This is a genomic window from Nocardia aegles (assembly GCF_052545135.1).
The window spans coordinates 891,953-908,788 of the sequence record NZ_JBQWRI010000002.1; the positions used below are offsets into that span (position 1 = coordinate 891,953).

Sequence of the window (16,836 nt, forward strand, 5' to 3'; positions counted from 1 at the left end):
GCAGGCTGAGCGACGTGGAAGCGGCGAACGGTGGCGGACGTGGCACGACCGAGCGGGTGCTCACTCTGCTCGGACTGCTCCAGCAGCGCCCGGTCTGGACCGGGCATGAGCTCGCTCAGCGACTGGGCGTCACACCGCGCACAGTGCGGCGCGATGTCGAACGCCTGCGCGCGCTCGGCTATCCGGTGCACGCCTGCCACGGTGTCGGCGGCGGGTACCAGCTCGGCCGGGGGCAGGAGCTGCCGCCGCTGCTCCTCGACGACGAGGAAGCGATCGTCACCGCGGTCTCGCTCCTCGGTGGCGCGGGCGCCGCGCTCGCGGGCGCCGAGGACGCCGCGCTGCGGGCGCTGGCCAAGCTCGACCGGGTACTGCCCATCCGGCTGCGGCGCGAAGTGCAGGCACTCTCCGGCTCGGTGGAATCCTTCGGCGGAGGACACCCGCCGATCGAACCCGACGTGCTGATGACGCTGGCCAGAGCCTGCCGTGACGAGGTGGAGGCCGGTTTCGACTACCCCACGGGAGACCGGGTGCGACGGCGGCGGGTCGAGCCCTACCGCTTGGTCTCCTCCGACCGGCGCTGGTACCTGCTCGCCTTCGACCTCGATCGCGAGGACTGGCGCAGCTTCCGCGTCGACCGGATGACCGATGTGACCGCACGGACGTGGCGCTTCCGCCCGCGCGCGGCGCCCGAGGCGGCGGCCTACGTGCAGGAAGGCGTGGCGAGCCGGGTCTACCCGCTGCGGGCCCGCTTCCTGGTGCACGCCTCCGCCGACCTGGTGCGCGCGCAGATTCCGGCGTCGGCGGCGGTCGTTCGACCGTGCGGCAGCGAGCGCTGCGAGGTCCGCAGCGGAGCCGACCACAGCCTCGACATCGTGCTCGTGCACATGCTGTTGCTGGGGCACGACTTCGACATACTCGACCCGCCCGAGCTCGCCCACCGCGGCCGAGCGCTGGCCGAGCGACTGCTGTCGGCCGGTGCCAGAGTCGCACCGGCGCCCGGCATCGAGGATTCCTGAGCCCGAGGTCGAAGGACAACACCGGGACACACCCGGCCGCATACGTGTCGTGTCGCTGCGCGACAAGGTTATCGCTGGTCGTACGCGCGCCTACGCGCCGAGCCCGACCAAGGTCGCACTGACTTCACACAACTGCCGCCCGAGCGTCTCGTCCTGGGCCAGACGCGACGGAGCCTTGACGCGGCTGTTCTGGAAATAGCAGCCGCTGACCGCGGCGACTTCCGGGTCGGTGGCCAGGTACGTCAACGCTCGTCCCCCCTCCGCGGCGGAGATCATGAACAATCGCTTGGCGAGCGCCACGAGGGGTTGACCGAACCACGGCATCGAATCCCAGATTCCGGTCGCCACCGCACCGGGGTGGAAGGCATTGACCGTTACCCCGGTTCCTTCCAGGCGCCGCGCCAGCGCCCGGGCGTACATGATGTTCGCCAGCTTGGAGCGGCTGTAGGCCTTTTCTCCCGAATATCCTTGCCGGAATTGCAGATCCGCGAAATCCATGGTGGCGCCGAATTGCATGACCGACGAGGTGAACACGATGCGCGACGGGGCGCTGCGCACCATCAGATCCGTCAGCAGTTCGGTGAGCAGGAAGCCACCGAGATGGTTGACCGCGAACGTGGCCTCGATGCCGTCCACGGTCTCGGTTCGGGTCTTGTGGTAGCCACCCGCGTTGTTGGCCAGCACATCCAGCCGGTCGTACGCGGCAAGAATCTCCTTCGCCAATTGCCGGACCGATGACTGCGACGCGAAATCGCACTCCAGGGTGTCGACCGCCGCCGCCCCCGCGCCCCGGACCAGCTTCGCCGCCGCGGCGAGCTTCTCCGGATTACGCCCGACCAGCACAAGCCGATTCCCCTGCGCCGCCAACTGCTGAGCCGACGCCAGACCGATACCCGATGTCGCCCCCGTGATCAGGATTGTCCGCACAGCCGACCACCCTGCCACAGAAGTTTCCCCGGAGATTGCCGACACGAGTCATCCGAACCGAGATTTCCGCCGCCACGCCGGCTCCGGCATGCCACGCGCACTCCGACCACCCGCACCGACGGCGCGCTGAGCCACAACCGCATCGCGCGCACCGGTGCCTGGACACTTACCCGCCGGGTCTACCGATTCGTCATGGAGCCGGGCAGCCTCGTGATGGAACGCAAGATGCTGCACGGCATCGAACGGCGCGCCGAGCAGCAGGCACTCCGGCGCTCGGCCGGCTCGGGGTTTGCGCACGGGCGGACATGAGACCACCAGGGCGAGAATCCGCGCAATCAGATGGGGCGTCGTTCACGGATCTACTCTGTTTGCTAAACTTCGCAATCAACAGGCCGGGTGATCGTCACCGGATCGGCCCGCCAGCGGAAAGGAGCGGCCGCCATGCCGGGACCGAGCAGGCCGCTCTATCAGATGAAGGCCGACTTCTTCAAAACCTTGGGCCACCCCGTCCGCATCCGCGTTCTGGAACTGCTCAGCCGGCGTGAGCACGCGGTGTCGGAGATGTTGGCCGAGATCGGCGTGGAAGCAGCGAATCTGTCGCAACAGTTGTCCATCCTGCGGCGCGCGGGCTTGGTGGCAGCCCGTCGCGAGGGCTTGTCGGTCACCTACGAACTCGCCAGCCCCGAGATCGCCGAACTACTCGCCACCGCCCGCGCCATCCTCACCGGCGTTGTCGCCGGACAAGCCGAAGCCCTGGAAGAGCCCGCGTAACCGATCGCACACATCACCCATGGGGTGCACGCAAGCACTGATTGCAGATTTTCTAAACTTATCACCTTGCATCTTCATAAAGGAGAGATCCGCCGTGACCCATCCCACCGCCGCCGCCCCCGCCGACTCCTCGGCACCGACCACGCACGAGGGAATCCTGGCGTGGGTCGCGGAAGTCGCCGAACTCACCGCGCCAGATGCGATCGTGTTCTGCGACGGGTCGCGGGACGAGTGGGATCGGCTGACCGGCCTGCTGGTGGACAAGGGAACGTTCGTGCCCCTGCCCGCGAAGCCCAACTCGTTCTGGTGTGTTTCCGATCCCGACGATGTGGCGCGGGTCGAAGATCGCACGTTCATCTGCTCGGAGAACGAGACGGACGCGGGTCCGACCAACAACTGGGTCGACCCGCTGGACATGCGCACGGTGATGACCGAGCACTACCGCGGGGCCATGGCGGGGCGAACGATGTACGTGATCGCGTTCTGCATGGGCCCGACGGATGCCGAGGACCCGAAGTTCGGTGTGCAGATCACCGATTCGGAGTACGTGGCGGTGTCGATGCAGATCATGACCCGCTCCGGGACGCCGGTGTGGGAGCGGCTCGGTGCCGAGACGACCTTCGTGAAGTGCCTGCATTCGGTCGGCGCGCCGCTGGCCGCGGGCCGAGCCGACGCGGCGTGGCCGTGTGATACGACCAAGTACATTTCGCATTTTCCCGAAAGCCGCGAAATTTGGAGTTACGGCTCGGGATACGGCGGAAACGCGCTGCTCGGTAAGAAGTGTTTCGCTCTGCGGATCGCGTCGGTGATCGGTCGTGACGAGGGGTGGCTGGCCGAGCACATGCTGATCCTCAAACTGACCTCACCGCAGGGCGACACGCACTACGTGGCCGCGGCGTTCCCGTCCTCGTGCGGCAAGACGAATCTGGCCATGCTGGAACCGGCGCTGCCCGGCTGGCGCGCCGAAACGGTCGGTGACGATATCGCGTGGATGCGGTTCGGGGCCGACGGCCGGTTGTACGCGGTGAACCCCGAGGCCGGATTCTTCGGTGTCGCCCCCGGAACCGGGGCGACCACGAACCCGAACGCTATCGCCACTATAAACGTCGGCAACTCGATCTTCACCAACACCGCCCGCACCGACGACGGCGACGTGTGGTGGGAGGGCCTGACCGACCACCAGCCCGCGCACCTGATCGACTGGCAGGGACGGGACTGGACCCCCGAGACGCCGACATCCGCCGCTCACCCGAATTCGCGGTACTGCACCCCGATCGAGCAGTGCCCGTCGGTGGCGCCGGAGTGGAACGACCCGACGGGCGTACCGATCTCGGCGATCTTCTTCGGCGGCCGCCGCGCCGGCACCGTTCCCCTGGTCGCCGAATCGTTCGACTGGGCACACGGCGTGTTCACCGCCTCGGTGCTGTCGTCGGAAACCACAGCCGCTGCCGCGGGCACGGTCGGTGTGGTGCGCCGAGATCCGATGGCGATGCTGCCGTTCCTGGGCTACCACGTCGGCGACTACTTCGCGCACTGGCTGTCGATGGCGCACCATCAGGGTGCGCGGCTGCCGAAGATCTTCCAGGTCAACTGGTTTCGCCGCAGCCCGGAAGGTCGATTCCTGTGGCCCGGCTTCGGTGACAACGTGCGCGTCCTGACATGGGCTCTCGGCCGCCTGGACGGCACCGCGGAGGCCGTGGAGACTCCGATCGGATACGTGCCCACCGCGGACGCCCTCGATCTGTCCGGGTTCGATGACGGCGACCGAGAGTCGGCCGCGCAGGCTCTGGCCGTCGATATCGACGAGTGGGTGAGCGAAACCCGCTCGATCGACGAGTGGTACGCCACCATAGGCGGCGACCGGCTGCCCGAACCGCTGCGCGAACAGCTCGCGGCATTGAAACTGCGCCTGGCCGCCGCCCGATGACCATGCGCGCACTCCTACCGTCGTGGTCGGACTGGCGTTCGGCCGTCCGCGCACCCGGCGCGGACCTACTGTCCGGGCTCATGGTCGCGTTGGTCGCGCTCCCGCTGGCGCTCGGATTCGGCATCAGCTCCGGCCTGGGCGCGGCCGCCGGTCTGACGACCGCGGTCGTCGCGGGAGCGGTGGCGGCGGTATTCGGCGGATCCCGGTTCCAGGTGTCGGGACCGACCGGGGCGATGACCGTGGTCCTGGTGCCGATCTTTCACCAGCACGGCGGCGGTGGAGTGCTGGCCGTGGGGCTGATGGCCGGTCTTGTGCTGCTCGTGCTCGCGTTCGCCGGTGTCGGCCGGGCGGTTCGGTACATGCCTGCTCCGGTGATCGAGGGCTTCACCGCGGGGATCGCTGTCGTCATCGCCCTGCAACAGTTCCCGTCCGCCCTCGGCATCGCCCACCCCGCGGGCGAGAAGGTATGGCAGGCGGCCTTCGACGCAGTGCGGCAATACATCGCGCACCCGCACCCCACGACGCTCGCTACGGCGCTGCTGGTCGCTGCGGTCGTGCTGGCCGGAGGGCGGTACCTGCCGAAGCTGCCACTCGCGCTGATCACGGTGGCCGTCGCCACCGTATCGGCGCAGGCATTCGATCTGCGCCTCACCCCGATCGGTGAGATTCCCGCCGGATTGGCCACCCCCACGCTCCCCGTCGTGCATCTCGATCAGCTCGGCGCCCTCGCCGGCCCCGCACTCGCGGTGGCCGCACTCGCCGCGCTGGAATCGCTGCTGTCGGCCACCGCGGCGGACGCGATGGCCGTCGGCACCCGCCACAATCCCGACCGGGAACTGCTCGGACAAGGACTGGCCAATCTGACCGCTGCGATATTCGGCGGCGTCCCGGCTACCGGCGCGATCGCCCGCACCGCGGTGAACGTCCGCTCCGGCGCACGCAGCCGCCTCGCCGCACTCACCCACGCCGTCGTACTGGCCGCGATCATCTACCTGGCCGCACCCTTGGTCGCCGACATCCCGCTGGCCGCGCTGGCGGGCGTGCTGCTGGCCACCACCGTGCGGATGATCGAAACCGCGTCACTGGCGGCGATCGCCCGCGCGTCGAAAGGCGACGCCGCGATCATGGCCGTCACCTTCGGTGTCACCGTCGCGATGGACCTGGTCACCGCGGTCGCGGTCGGAGTCGGGATCGCTGTCGTGCTCGCCCTGCGGGCCGTCGCGAAAGAAGCCCGGCTACAGCAGATCCCGCTCGATCCTCCCACCGACGGCAGCACCCACCTGGCCGAAGAACACCAACTGCTCGGCGACCACATCGTGGCCTACCGCATCGACGGGCCACTGTTCTTCGCCGCCGCCCACCGATTCCTCCTCGAACTGGCCGACGTGTCCGATGTCCACATCATCATCCTGCGCATGTCCCACATCACCGCTCTGGACACCACCGGCGCCCTCGTGCTCAAAGACGCCATCGGCAAACTCGAACACCGCCACATCACCGTGCTCATGTCCGGACTACGCGACGACCACAAGCGGCGCTTGGCCGCGATCGGCGCACTTCCGGCCGGGGGTGACTCGCAAATCTTCGAACACACGCCTGACGCCATCACCCACGCCCGCGGTCGACTGCCCAGCCCGGTGGAGAACGCGTGCTGATGACCGGCCCATCGCTCGACGGTCCGATCAACGGCGCGCGAGGGGTTTCCGTCGCGTCGACGGGTCACGCGGTGTGTGGGATGTCGCGCGAGGCAGCTGCCCGCGCATCGGGCGGGAGCCGTCGAAGGCAGGCAGATGCCGCAGGCAGTGCAGGCACCATTGTGTCGTCGGAATGGTTCGCAGGATGTGTATCGGGATCTCGGCATGACAGCCGCGGCAGCGGCCGTAACGGCCTGCGCCGATCAGCGTCAGGGCTTCGTCGATATCGGCCAGCGCGTGGCGTGCCGCCGCGGCCAATGTGATGGTGACTTCTTGCCTGGCCTCAGCAGCCGCGTCGACGGGTGTGGGCGTGCGGTCGATGTCGGCATCCAGTTCGGCCAGTTGCTGCAGGCGGAAGCGGCGTTGCTGATTCAGTCTCGCTCGCAGCGCGGGTATGTGGTCGGACAGGCGTGCGGGTGAGTCAGGGTGGGCGATGGGCATCCAGTCTCCAGGGCTGACGGATCGAATACGGTTCGAGATGCGGTCAGGTGCGAGGTCGGGCCACCCTGCCGGCGGCCCTTTCGTAGGATCACCTCCACACCATCGGAATATTCGCTGACAACCCCAAGAACGTTTACGGTCCACGGCTGCGCTTGTCAGGGCCCCGACGCCTTTTTGACCTGGCCTCGTCTGTCGGGCGAAGCGCCGGAGTCGGTCGCCGCGATCCGATCGGTCGCACGACGCAGCGGTCCCATGCCGCGCGCGTTCGGGGTTATCGTGCGGATTTGTCGGCGGGTCCCGGGCGATGGGCCCGATGGACGCGATCGTTGCCGGCGGTGGCGCGGCGGGCAGCCGGGTCCGCTCGGCGAGTCGGCAGCGGGTGCAATCGCAGGGCGGTGAGTGCGCTGACCGTTGTCGAATGGACGGGCAGTCGTGCGGTGACCGGGTCGCTGGGCGCGATCTTGGCGATCGTCGAATTCCTGCTCACCAATCTGACCGCCACACCGCTGCTACGGCACGCGGCGGCATACTGCGCCAGAAGGTAGAGCGCACGCCATGACATGAATTCGAGCTTGGTGGTGTCGACGACCAAGCCGCAGGATGACGTTTCCGCGCATTCCATAGCTTCGCGGAGATCACCCGCCCACGTCTGCAGTGTGAACCCGTCCGCGACACCCCGGGCCGACATCACCACCGCAGGCCCCTGACGCCGCAGTCTGCTGAACAATCGGGTCCGCGGATCGGGCATGTGCCCGCGAAACGAGTCCGAATCCATGACTCTCTCCTGGTTCGAGTGCCTTGTCCGGCACAGCCGAGGAGTCCTGTTGGAATCAAGACGTCTCGTCACCGTCCTGCCTACCATCACGCGCCGTGGTCGGGCGAGGAGAGCGGCGAGTGTGACCATTTCGGTATCCGGCAGGCGCCCGGCCGAGCGATGACCGCCGCGTTCCGGGGAACGCTTCCCGGTACCGAGAGATCGTGTCCTTCGGATGCCAGGAGGGAGCAAGATGGCACAGGAGGGTGATGCCAACGGACCGGGCGTCCCCAGCGCATCGCATGGTGGCGCCCCGGAGGCGGAGGGGCCGCAGCGGGTCGGCAGTTTCCGGTTCTGGTTCGACGATCAGCGCTGGGAGTGGTCCGACGAGGTCGCCGAACTGTATGGCTACGCCCCTGGCCAGGTGCAGCCGACCACCGATCTGGTGCTGTCGCACAACCATCCTGCCGATCGCGCCGCGGTTGCCGACGCCCTGGCCACCGCGGTGCGCGACCACGGCGCGTTCTGCAGCCGGCACCGCATCATCGACACCGCCGGACGCGTCCGGCACGTGCTCGTGGTCGCCGACCACATCTTCGACGGCACCGGTGCGGTCGTGGGCACCTCCGGCTATTTCGTCGATCTGACCGCCACGGTCGACGAGCAGCGGCGCGAAGCGCTCGATGAGACGTTGCCGGAAGTGGTCGAGGCCCGCGCGGCGATCGAACAGGCCAAGGGGATGCTGATGCTCGCCTACGGTTTGAACGCCGACCAGGCCTTCCAGGTGTTGCGGTGGCGATCGCAGGAAACCAACACCAAGCTGCGGCTGCTGGCCACCAAACTGGTCACCGTCGCGTCGGCGGCCGGCGGCGGCCCTGTTCAGCTACGTACTCGGCTGGATCATCTACTGCTGACCGTCCACGAGTATCCCGACTGACCGACCGCCCCCCATGGCCGCGGGTCAGGGCAGAGCGAGCATGCCCTTGTTCTCGCGGACGGTGACCACGGCGACGAGGTCCGCGTACGGGGCCGAGCCGAGCCTGAGCCGATGCCCGAACCGGGCCATGGTCAGGCGCGCACCATATTTGATCCGCAGCCCCTCGGCGACCGTGTCGGCCAGCGGTCCAGGACCGTAGAGCTGCACGCTGCCCTGATGCTCGCGCGATCCGATGGCGGGCTCGCCGCGCCAGTCCCCGGCCTGAACGATCACCCGGCGATCGCGCATCATGCACGCTGCCTCCGGCGACCACGACGAGAGCCGGAACGCCAGTCGCCCGAGCCCGACCGGCACCACCAGACGCCGCAGCCTCTCCCACCGGCCCGGTTCGATCTCATGGGTCACCAGCACGGTTTGCGCGTCCCACCACAGCGACCCTGGATGCCAGTCACCCGGGCGCGCCGGCACACGCTGCGCCAGATCTTGTTGATCCTGAACTAGTAAATCTGCATGTACGGACATAGATCCGGTGTAGCAGCGGAATCGGAACCCGGCAAGAGTGACCGCCGACACGGCAAACAGGTCCACGACTCCTGGCACCGGAACCGGGACGCGGCCGGGCAGTGGCGTTTCACGGCTGCGGCCCCGGGTACGGCGAGCACGGATCAGTGGAGGCATCCATGCGTGCACGCCGCGGGCTTCACCCCTGGCGAGCTCGACCGGCCCGACCTGGTCCGATCGCGCCGGCCGCGACCGGACCCCCACCATCCCCGGACACGAGTTGTCCGGAACCGTAGTCGAATTCGGCTACGGAACCACTGGCATCACGGTAGGCCGGCGGATGTTCGGACCGACCGACCGGGCTCGCAACGGATCTCTGGCCGAGTACACCGCGGTAGCGGCTCGCAACCTCGCCCCCGCCGCCGACGTCGACCACACCGTGGCCGCCGCGCTGCCCATATCCGGACCGACCGCGTGGCAAGGATTGTTCGACCACGCCCACCTCACGACCGATCAGGGCGCCCTCGTGCACGGCGGCGCAGCTCAATTCGCCTTGCCCTCCTGGTATTTCGCTTCCACTTCGGCGGCGAGCCCGGGCTTCTCGGCCTGCATCTTCTGCACGTAGGCGACCGCGTCACCGACGGTTCGCAGGCTCGCGAGGTCCTCGTCGGGGACCTTCACGCTGTATTTGTCCTCCAGTTGTACTGCGATCTCCACCAGTGACAAGGAGTCGATCTCCAGATCGTCGACGAAGGACTTCTCGATCACCACCTCTGCGGCGTCGATACCCGTCACCTCCTCGACGATCTCTGCGATGCCGGCGACGATTTCTTCTTGCGCGGTAGGCATGAAACACCCTCCTCGGTGTGACGACGTATACGTAGTACTCCCTTGTCCGCCGCGATTGCTTCGGTTTCCGCTCTCGGGGTCGGACGGCAGTGCCAGTACGCTAAAAGCTCCAGCGGGGTGGAGGTTCAACAGTTTGTGACAGACAACACACGATCCGATGCGTTGGTGAGTATCGGGGAGTTGGCGCGCAGTACCGGGCTCGCGGTGCGCACGATCCGGTTCTATTGCGATGAAGGCATCCTGGAATCCCAGCGCAGCGCGGGCGGGCATCGGATGTTCGACGCCGATAGCGCCACCGAACGACTACTGCTGGTGCGTCGGTTGCGCGCGCTCGGTCTCGGGCTGGACTCGATCACCGACGTGCTGCACGAACAGCGGTCGATGACCGAGGTCATCGCTGCCGAAAGTGCGCGGCTGGATATCGAGTTCAGGTCGCTGGCGTGGCGGCGGGCGTCACTGCGGGCCATCGGGACGGTCACCCCGGCACAGCGGACCGAGCGACTCGCGTTACTGTCCGCCGCGCAGGACGGTGGTGCGGTGCACGACTGCCTGGTGCGGTTCTGGCGGCGCGTTCTCGCACCGATACCACGGTGCGACAGCGACATATGGGTGGGCTGGAATGTTCCCGAGCCGCCTGCTGATCCGTCCGTCGACGAAGTTGTCGCGTATGCCGAGTTGGCCGCTCTGGTGGCGGATCCCGATCTGCACAATGCCGTGCGGCAGCAATACTGGCGGCATCGGCCGGAGCTGATCCGCGACCCTCGCGCACTGTACATCGAGATGGACGGTGTAGTGATGGACGTGGTGCCACTCGTCGCGGAAGGCGTGCGGCCGCGCGCCGGTGGCGAACTCGATCGATTCGTCAACGCCCATGCCGGCGCGCGAGGGGAACACGATTCCCGGCGTTTCCGCGAGCAGTTGCTGATCGACGCAACCGATTCCGATCACCGGATTCACCGGTACTGGACTCTGACAGAACGGTTCCTCGGAACTCGTGTCACTGTCGGCCGAGCCCACGACTGGTTGTACAACGCACTGGCTCACTCCACCGACCTCGCCGATGCGCAGGCACCCCAACCAGCGTTCGCTCCCGGGGATTCGCCACGCTGATTCACCTCACCGCCGCGATGCGCCACACCTGGCGGCACGCAGCGCATTCCGCTCGTCGTGCGGTCGGTCGCCGGCCGCCGCCGCGACGATGTCGGCGCCGACCCGCTCTCCACCGCCCGAACGACTTGTTCCGGTCGCGATCCAACTCGCCGGTTTGTAGCTGTCTGCGTGCTCACCGGCGAGGATCGCCCGCCCACGCCCGGCGATGCGGTCGCAGGCACCGTAGCCGCCGGCTCGGCAGACCGGTCGGTGCAACAGGGTATGGTTGCCTCTATGAACACTCAAAGGTTGCGAATCCGCCGCGATTTGTGTGTTGTGAAGTTGTGACCAATACTTCCGGAGACGCGTATCCCCTCGCGGACACGATGACCACCACGGTCGCGGCCCACGACGGCGCCACCGTGCTGACGGTGGCCGGCGAGGTCGATCTGGCTACGGCGCCCGCGCTGGAGAACGCGATCGATGCCCTTCTCAGCGGCAAGCCCGCGGCCCTGATCATCGACCTCACCGCGGTCAGCTTCCTCGCCTCGGCGGGCATGGCGACGCTCGTGGCCGCCCATCAGCGCGCGGGCTCGACCACCGCGATCGCCGTCGTCGCCGACGGCCCGGCGACCAGTCGGCAGCTGAAGATGACCAGCCTCGATCAGGTGTTCGCGCTGCATTCGACGCTGGACGACGCGCTGGCGGCGCTGCGCCGGAGATGACCCGTGCCGCTGCCACCGTCGCACCCGTCGACGGTGGCAGCGCCGTTCTCAGACCAGTTCGCGCAGCTGTTCGATCAGTTTGACGCGCTCGGCGGCGGTGGCCGCCATCGGGACCACGTTCAGAACCGTGACGCCCGCTTCCTTGAAGGCGGCGACTCGCTCCTTGACGTATCCGGCCGAGCCGACCAGGGAGATGTCCCGGACCAACTGGTCCGGGACCGCCTTGACGGCGGCCTCCTTCTCTCCCCCCAGGTACAGCTGCTGGATGCGGTCGGCCTCGGCCCCGTAGCCGTACTTGGTGGCCAGCGTGTGGTAAAAGTTCTTTCCCTTGGCGCCCATTCCGCCGATGTAGAGCGCCAGATGAGGCTTCACGAACTCCAGCAGCGGTTCGACGTTGTCCCCGATGGCCAGGGCCGGACCGGCGTACACGTCCAGGGCGCCCAGCGCGGGGTCGCGCTCGGCGAGACCCGCGCTGAGCGAGTCCGCCCACACATCCTTCGCCTTCTCCGGCAGGAAGAAGATCGGCTGCCAGCCCTCGGCGATCTCGGCGGCCAGTTCCACGTTCTTCGGGCCGAGCGCGGCCAGCAGCACCGGGATGCGCTCACGCACCGGGTGGTTGATCAGCTTGAGCGGCTTGCCCAGGCCGGTGCCCTGCCCTGCGGGTAGCGGGATCTGGTAGTACTTGCCCTGGTACTCCAGGCGCTCGCGCCGCCAGACCTTCCGGCAGATCTCCACCAGTTCACGGGTCCGGCCGATCGGCGCGTCGTAGGGCACGCCGTGGAAACCCTCGATCACCTGCGGACCCGACGCGCCCAGCCCGAGCACGTAGCGTCCGTCGGAGACGAAGTCCAAGCCCGCCGCGGTCATGGCGGTCAGGCTCGGGGTGCGCGTGTAGAGCTGCAGGATGCCGGAGGCCAGCTGCAGGCGCGTGGTCTTGGCGGCCAGGTAGCCGAGCGCGCTCACCGCGTCGAACGAGTACGCCTCGGGGACGAAGACGATGTCCAGGCCCGCCCGCTCGAGGTCGGCGACTTCGGCCGCCGCCTCTTTGAAGCCCCCCGAGTAGTTGACGCTCAATCCGATCCGCATGGCACTCAACATAACGGCGGATACGGCCCGGCCGCGCACCGGCCACGGGGGATGCCGGGTAAGCCGTGGTCACGATCGCGCGACCAGCGCCACGGGGTAGCGTCTACACGTAGACCATCCTCGCCGTAAACGAAAGGCACCACCCTCGTGTCGCAGACCAGCTCGTCGTCCACGGAAACTGCGTCGTCCTTCGGCGGGGCCGCCTTGGCGCAGTACCTGAGCGATCTGGCCGCCAAGATCCCCGCGCCCGGCGGCGGCGCGGTGGCCGCACTGCACGCCGCGCAGGCCGCCGCGCTCATCGCGATGGTCGCGCGCTACACCACGCGCGCCAAGGACGCCGAGAACCGGCCGGTGGTCGATCGGATCATCGAGGCCGCCGACGCGGCCCGCGAGCGCGCGCTGGCGCTGGCCGACGCCGACGCCGCCGCGTTCACGGCCGTCGGCGCCGCCTACAAGCTGCCCAAGGACACTCCGGAGGACCTCGCCGCCCGCGCCTCGGCGATCACCGCCGCGCTGGTCGAGGCCGCCCGCGTGCCCGCCGCCGTCGTCGACGAGGCGGACGAGGTGCTGTCGCTGGCAGCGGAGCTGTTCCCGATCGGGAATCCCAACGTCGTCACCGACATCGGCGCGGCCGCCGACGCCTGCCGCGCCGCCGCCACCTCCTCGCAACTCAACATCGAGATCAACGTGGCATCGCTACCCGCCGCCGAGGGCGACCGGTTCGCCGCGGTCCTGGTGCGGATCGAGGAGCTCGCGGCGCGGGCCGACGCCCTGCACGCCGACGTCGTGCACGCCGTTCGCCGCTGACCCGCTCGTCCGGGGCCGTCGCGGCCCGGCTCGGTCAGGCGGGCGGATTCCATGCGACCAGCACGATCTTTCCGCGCACCCGCCCCGACTCGCTGAGTTCGTGGGCCTTCGCGGCGTCCGCCAGCGGTAGCACCTGGTCGATAGTCGCGTGCAGATGACCGCGCTCGACCATCGTGGTGATCTCACGCAGCGATACCCCGGACGGTTCGACATAGAACCGCTCGTAGCGCGGGTCGGCTTCCGCGTCCGAGCCCTGGGTGTCGATCAACCGGCCGTCGGGCCGCAGCACCGGGATGGAGCGGGAACCGTACGCACCGCCGACCAGGTCGAGCACGATGTCCACGTCGCGCACCGCGGCGCCGAAATCGACAGCGGTGTAGTCGATCACTTCGTCGGCGCCGAGCCCGCGCAGGTATTCGTGGTTGGCCACGCGGGCGGTGCCGATCACGTACGCGCCGCGATGCCGGGCTATCTGCACGGCCAGATGCCCGACGCCGCCCGCGGCGGCGTGCACCAGCAGGCGTTGCCCCGCGCCGAGCGCGGCCAGCGCCTGCCACGCGGTCAGCGCCGCCGTCGGCAGTGCCGCGGCGTGCACCAGGTCGACGTTCCTCGGCTTCGGTCCCAAGGTGTGCGCCTGCGCCACAACGTATTCCGCGTTCGCACCGCCGAACACCATGCCGTACACCGGATCACCGATCGCGAACCGGTCCACACCGGGTCCGAGTTCGGCCACGACACCCGACACGTCGAGCCCCAGCGTCAGCGGTGGGTCGCCGAGCTTCCCGACCAGTCCGGCGCGCACCTTCCAGTCGGCGGCGTTGACGCTGGTCGCGGCGACCCGCACCAGCACCTCCCCCGGACCTGGCCGCGGCCGATCCACCTCGACCACTTGGAGCACTTCGGGGCCACCGAACGCGTATTGCGTGATTGCGAGCATGCACCGATTCTGGCCACCCGTAGTACCTTTCGGGAAGAAGGCACCTTCTTGATACCGAGGTTCCCTATGGATACTGCCTGTGACCGGCCCTCGGCGGGCAGCCTGGTCGACAACTACCTGCACCACTGCCCCGCACGAGAAGTACTGACCGTGCTCGCCGACAAATGGGTGATGCTGGTGCTCGGCGTGCTGCGCGGCCACGATGGGCCGATCCGATTCAACGAATTGCGCCGCCGCCTGGACGGCATCACCCAGAAGATGCTCACTCGAACACTGCGCGACCTGGAGCGCGAGGGTCTGGTGCGCCGTGCGGTCTATCCGACGGTGCCGCCCCGGGTCGAGTATTCGCTCACCGAGATGGGCGCGAGCATCGGTGCGATCACGCACGCCATGGGCGTCTGGGCCGTCGAGCACCAGGACCGAATTCTCACCGCCCGAGCGGATTTCGACGCGCGAGCGGCGGCCGCGCCGGAGCCGCTGCCCGTCGACGGCGCACGCTGACCGTCGCCGGGTGGCCCCCGGTATCCGGTGACGCGTGCCCGTTTCGACCCGATCCCGCGGGGTAAGGCTCAGTGGTGGACATGCCCCCGATCGCAACTGGACCACGGACCAATTCCTATCCGTGGCCGAGTTGATCATGGGGCCCTAGACTGTCCCTTGCCTACCACACCAGCTCGAAGGGGTGGACGCCCATGAGGAGCTCCATTCGGTACCTGTTCCTCGCGACCGTGATCGTGGCACTGGCCGCGTTCGGGTCGGGCGCGGCGGCAGCGACGATGATCGGAAAGCCGTCGACACCCGCGGTGGCGTCGATCGGACCCTCGAACGGCCAGGTGGTGGGCGTAGCTCACCCCGTGACCGTTCGTTTCGCCGCACCTGTCGCGGATCGCGCGCAGACGGAACAATCCATCGACATCAGAACCACCCGGCCGTTGCCGGGTACCTTCGCGTGGACCGACGATCGCGACGTGACGTGGACGCCGACCGGGTTCCTGCCCGCCGACGCGAGCATCCTCGTCTCGGTCGGCGGCGTACGTACGGAATTCACCACCAACGCGGGCGTCTTCGGTGAAGCGAATATGTCGACGCACACGTTCACACTCACCGTCGGCGGCACGGTCGTCCGGACGATGCCCGCCTCGATGGGCAAGCCAGGATACGAAACACCCACCGGCACTTGGCCGGTGCTGGAGAAGTTCCGGTCCGTCGTGTTCGACTCCCGCACCATCGGCATTCCGCTGAGCTCGCCCGAGGGTTACATCATCAACGGCGAGTTCGCCGAACGGCTCACGTGGGGTGGCGTTTTCATCCACTCGGCCCCGTGGTCGGTGGACCAGCAGGGTTACGCGAACGTCAGCCACGGCTGCATCAACCTCGCGCCCGACGACGCCGAATGGGTCTATCACACCATCGGCGTCGGCGACCCGGTCGTCACGCACTGGTGAACGACGCCCCTCCTGCGGGTAGCGTCGGAAGACGTACCCGACGGGAGGGCCACCGTTGCGCGAGTTTCCGATCCCACCGCCGCGTGACGCGGCCGAAGCCGAGTTCCAAGACCTTTGGGGCCCTTGGGCATACGTCACGCCCGGCGATGTCGGCGAGATCCTCGGCGACGTCGGCGCTGCGTGGTGGATCGCGGGCGGCTGGGCGATCGACGCCTGCACCGGCACCCGGCGGCGGCACAGCGATGTCGACGTGGCGATGTTCCGTGCCGACTTGCCCGCCCTGCGCATCGCCGCACGCGGCCGCCTGCACATCTGGTCGGCGGGCCCGGACGGCATCCGTCCCGTCGACGAGCGCTTCCCCGACGTAGCCGAGAACGCCGACCAGGTCTGGCTGCGTGCGAACGCGCGGTCGCCGTGGCTGATCGACCTTCTGCTGAATCCGGGACAGGACGGGGCATGGGTCAACCGGCGCGATCACGCCATGGTCGCACCGCTCGACGAGGTGACCTGGATCGCCGACGACGGCATCCGATACCTCAACCCGGAACTGGTGCTGATCTTCAAAGCAAAGCAGGGCAGACCCAAGGACCGGGCGGATCTCGAGCGAACCTGGCCGAAGTTGACCGCCGCACAGCGAGCAGCGGTGCGAACGTATGTGACCGGACACTATCCCGAGCACGAATGGTTGCCTCTACTACGGTGATGTGGGCGTCCGGGAGCAGCGAGGAAGGTGCTCCGCCGGCACCCGAGTTCCGAATCGCCACCGCGGCGTCCTCCGCCGGCACGGGGGCGATGCGCTCGGCGGTCCGGGGTCGGCCATCGGGACAACGTGCGCCGGATCGACGTACCGGGCGGTACCCTGCGGGGTGCGAGACGGCTCAATTGTGAACGGGGCAGGGCATTCCCGGCTCGTGGCGATGCGGATAATCT

The 16,836-nt window shown here is 68.2% G+C and carries 18 protein-coding genes and 1 pseudogene; 12 read left to right on the forward strand and 7 right to left on the reverse strand.

Annotation, left to right across the window (positions count from 1 at the left end; all coding sequences use genetic code 11):
* Positions 1–14: 14 nt before the first annotated feature.
* Positions 15–1,016: a helix-turn-helix transcriptional regulator gene (locus ACT89H_RS09225; protein WP_445108091.1), complete on the forward strand. Its 1,002-nt coding sequence runs from the start codon at positions 15–17 to the stop codon at positions 1,014–1,016.
* A gap of 90 nt (positions 1,017–1,106) precedes the next feature.
* On the opposite strand, the gene ACT89H_RS09230 is transcribed toward ACT89H_RS09225, so the two are convergent.
* Positions 1,107–1,943 carry an SDR family oxidoreductase gene (locus ACT89H_RS09230; RefSeq protein ID WP_445108092.1) on the reverse strand — a complete coding sequence of 279 codons (837 nt, stop codon included), beginning with the start codon at positions 1,941–1,943 and terminating at the stop codon, positions 1,107–1,109.
* A 441-nt stretch (positions 1,944–2,384) separates the two neighbouring features.
* On the opposite strand from ACT89H_RS09230, the gene ACT89H_RS09235 reads away from it, so the two are divergent.
* The 3 genes from ACT89H_RS09235 (at position 2,385) to ACT89H_RS09245 (ending at position 6,296) form a co-directional block, all read left to right on the forward strand.
* Positions 2,385–2,714 (forward strand): ArsR/SmtB family transcription factor, encoded by a 330-nt coding sequence (locus tag ACT89H_RS09235; protein WP_445108093.1) that lies wholly within the window; start codon positions 2,385–2,387, stop codon positions 2,712–2,714.
* Between the two features lie 94 nt (positions 2,715–2,808).
* Positions 2,809–4,641, forward strand: coding sequence for a phosphoenolpyruvate carboxykinase (GTP) (locus ACT89H_RS09240; RefSeq protein WP_445108094.1), 1,833 nt, complete (start codon positions 2,809–2,811; stop codon positions 4,639–4,641).
* Positions 4,642–4,643: 2 nt separating this feature from the next.
* Positions 4,644–6,296, forward strand: coding sequence for a SulP family inorganic anion transporter (locus ACT89H_RS09245; protein ID WP_445108269.1), 1,653 nt, complete (start codon positions 4,644–4,646; stop codon positions 6,294–6,296).
* A 27-nt stretch (positions 6,297–6,323) separates the two neighbouring features.
* Here the strand turns inward: ACT89H_RS09245 and ACT89H_RS09250 are convergent, their stop codons facing one another.
* A complete protein-coding gene (locus tag ACT89H_RS09250; RefSeq protein ID WP_445108095.1) occupies positions 6,324–6,776 on the reverse strand; it encodes a TraR/DksA family transcriptional regulator in 453 nt (150 codons plus the stop codon).
* Positions 6,777–7,047: 271 nt separating this feature from the next.
* Positions 7,048–7,551, reverse strand: a complete 504-nt coding sequence (locus ACT89H_RS09255) for an STAS domain-containing protein (protein WP_445108096.1) — start codon at positions 7,549–7,551, stop codon at positions 7,048–7,050.
* A 232-nt stretch (positions 7,552–7,783) separates the two neighbouring features.
* On the opposite strand from ACT89H_RS09255, the gene ACT89H_RS09260 reads away from it, so the two are divergent.
* Positions 7,784–8,467 (forward strand): PAS and ANTAR domain-containing protein, encoded by a 684-nt coding sequence (locus ACT89H_RS09260; protein ID WP_445108097.1) that lies wholly within the window; start codon positions 7,784–7,786, stop codon positions 8,465–8,467.
* A gap of 24 nt (positions 8,468–8,491) precedes the next feature.
* Here the strand turns inward: ACT89H_RS09260 and ACT89H_RS09265 are convergent, their stop codons facing one another.
* Positions 8,492–8,989, reverse strand: a complete 498-nt coding sequence (locus ACT89H_RS09265; protein WP_445108098.1) for a hypothetical protein — start codon at positions 8,987–8,989, stop codon at positions 8,492–8,494.
* Positions 8,990–9,151: 162 nt separating this feature from the next.
* Here ACT89H_RS09265 and ACT89H_RS09270 point away from each other — a divergent pair.
* Positions 9,152–9,509 (forward strand): annotated as a pseudogene (locus ACT89H_RS09270) (alcohol dehydrogenase catalytic domain-containing protein); the annotation flags it as partial.
* Positions 9,510–9,511: 2 nt separating this feature from the next.
* Here ACT89H_RS09270 and acpM read toward each other — a convergent pair.
* A complete protein-coding gene (gene acpM, locus ACT89H_RS09275; protein WP_445108099.1) occupies positions 9,512–9,817 on the reverse strand; it encodes a meromycolate extension acyl carrier protein AcpM in 306 nt (101 codons plus the stop codon).
* Positions 9,818–9,982: 165 nt separating this feature from the next.
* Here acpM and ACT89H_RS09280 point away from each other — a divergent pair, with 165 nt between their 5' ends.
* Together ACT89H_RS09280 and ACT89H_RS09285 are read left to right on the forward strand one after the other, a co-directional pair.
* A complete protein-coding gene (locus ACT89H_RS09280; protein WP_445108100.1) occupies positions 9,983–10,927 on the forward strand; it encodes a MerR family transcriptional regulator in 945 nt (314 codons plus the stop codon).
* A gap of 365 nt (positions 10,928–11,292) precedes the next feature.
* Positions 11,293–11,631, forward strand: a complete 339-nt coding sequence (locus ACT89H_RS09285; protein WP_445108270.1) for an STAS domain-containing protein — start codon at positions 11,293–11,295, stop codon at positions 11,629–11,631.
* 48 nt (positions 11,632–11,679) lie between these two features.
* On the opposite strand, the gene ACT89H_RS09290 is transcribed toward ACT89H_RS09285, so the two are convergent.
* Positions 11,680–12,717: an LLM class F420-dependent oxidoreductase gene (locus ACT89H_RS09290; protein ID WP_445108101.1), complete on the reverse strand. Its 1,038-nt coding sequence runs from the start codon at positions 12,715–12,717 to the stop codon at positions 11,680–11,682.
* A gap of 147 nt (positions 12,718–12,864) precedes the next feature.
* Between ACT89H_RS09290 and ACT89H_RS09295 the strand changes: the two genes are divergently transcribed.
* Positions 12,865–13,524 (forward strand): cyclodeaminase/cyclohydrolase family protein, encoded by a 660-nt coding sequence (locus ACT89H_RS09295; RefSeq protein WP_445108102.1) that lies wholly within the window; start codon positions 12,865–12,867, stop codon positions 13,522–13,524.
* 34 nt (positions 13,525–13,558) lie between these two features.
* On the opposite strand, the gene ACT89H_RS09300 is transcribed toward ACT89H_RS09295, so the two are convergent.
* On the reverse strand, positions 13,559–14,461 hold the full coding sequence (locus tag ACT89H_RS09300; protein ID WP_445108103.1) for an NADP-dependent oxidoreductase: 903 nt from the start codon (positions 14,459–14,461) through the stop codon (positions 13,559–13,561).
* A 66-nt stretch (positions 14,462–14,527) separates the two neighbouring features.
* Between ACT89H_RS09300 and ACT89H_RS09305 the strand changes: the two genes are divergently transcribed.
* The 3 genes from ACT89H_RS09305 to ACT89H_RS09315 all read left to right on the forward strand — a co-directional run bounded on the left by ACT89H_RS09305 (position 14,528) and on the right by ACT89H_RS09315 (position 16,609).
* Positions 14,528–14,962, forward strand: a complete 435-nt coding sequence (locus ACT89H_RS09305) for a winged helix-turn-helix transcriptional regulator (RefSeq protein WP_445108104.1) — start codon at positions 14,528–14,530, stop codon at positions 14,960–14,962.
* A gap of 191 nt (positions 14,963–15,153) precedes the next feature.
* Positions 15,154–15,906, forward strand: coding sequence for a L,D-transpeptidase (locus ACT89H_RS09310; RefSeq protein ID WP_445108105.1), 753 nt, complete (start codon positions 15,154–15,156; stop codon positions 15,904–15,906).
* Between the two features lie 55 nt (positions 15,907–15,961).
* Complete coding sequence (locus ACT89H_RS09315; RefSeq protein WP_445108106.1) at positions 15,962–16,609, forward strand: nucleotidyltransferase domain-containing protein; 648 nt, start codon at positions 15,962–15,964, stop codon at positions 16,607–16,609.
* Positions 16,610–16,836: the final 227 nt, after the last annotated feature.

Excerpts from the sequence above, each read along its gene's own strand:
- ACT89H_RS09235 (WP_445108093.1), top strand. The coding sequence starts at position 2,385 with ATGCCGGGACCGAGCAGGCCGCTCTATCAGATGAAGGCCGACTTCTTC.
- ACT89H_RS09245 (WP_445108269.1), top strand. The coding sequence starts at position 4,644 with ATGCGCGCACTCCTACCGTCGTGGTCGGACTGGCGTTCGGCCGTCCGC.
- ACT89H_RS09250 (WP_445108095.1), bottom strand. The coding sequence starts at position 6,776 with ATGCCCATCGCCCACCCTGACTCACCCGCACGCCTGTCCGACCACATA.
- ACT89H_RS09255 (WP_445108096.1), bottom strand. The coding sequence starts at position 7,551 with ATGGATTCGGACTCGTTTCGCGGGCACATGCCCGATCCGCGGACCCGA.
- ACT89H_RS09260 (WP_445108097.1), top strand. The coding sequence starts at position 7,784 with ATGGCACAGGAGGGTGATGCCAACGGACCGGGCGTCCCCAGCGCATCG.
- ACT89H_RS09265 (WP_445108098.1), bottom strand. The coding sequence starts at position 8,989 with ATGTCCGTACATGCAGATTTACTAGTTCAGGATCAACAAGATCTGGCG.
- acpM (WP_445108099.1), bottom strand. The coding sequence starts at position 9,817 with ATGCCTACCGCGCAAGAAGAAATCGTCGCCGGCATCGCAGAGATCGTC.
- ACT89H_RS09285 (WP_445108270.1), top strand. The coding sequence starts at position 11,293 with ATGACCACCACGGTCGCGGCCCACGACGGCGCCACCGTGCTGACGGTG.
- ACT89H_RS09290 (WP_445108101.1), bottom strand. The coding sequence starts at position 12,717 with ATGCGGATCGGATTGAGCGTCAACTACTCGGGGGGCTTCAAAGAGGCG.
- ACT89H_RS09300 (WP_445108103.1), bottom strand. The coding sequence starts at position 14,461 with ATGCTCGCAATCACGCAATACGCGTTCGGTGGCCCCGAAGTGCTCCAA.
- ACT89H_RS09305 (WP_445108104.1), top strand. The coding sequence starts at position 14,528 with ATGGATACTGCCTGTGACCGGCCCTCGGCGGGCAGCCTGGTCGACAAC.
- ACT89H_RS09310 (WP_445108105.1), top strand. The coding sequence starts at position 15,154 with ATGAGGAGCTCCATTCGGTACCTGTTCCTCGCGACCGTGATCGTGGCA.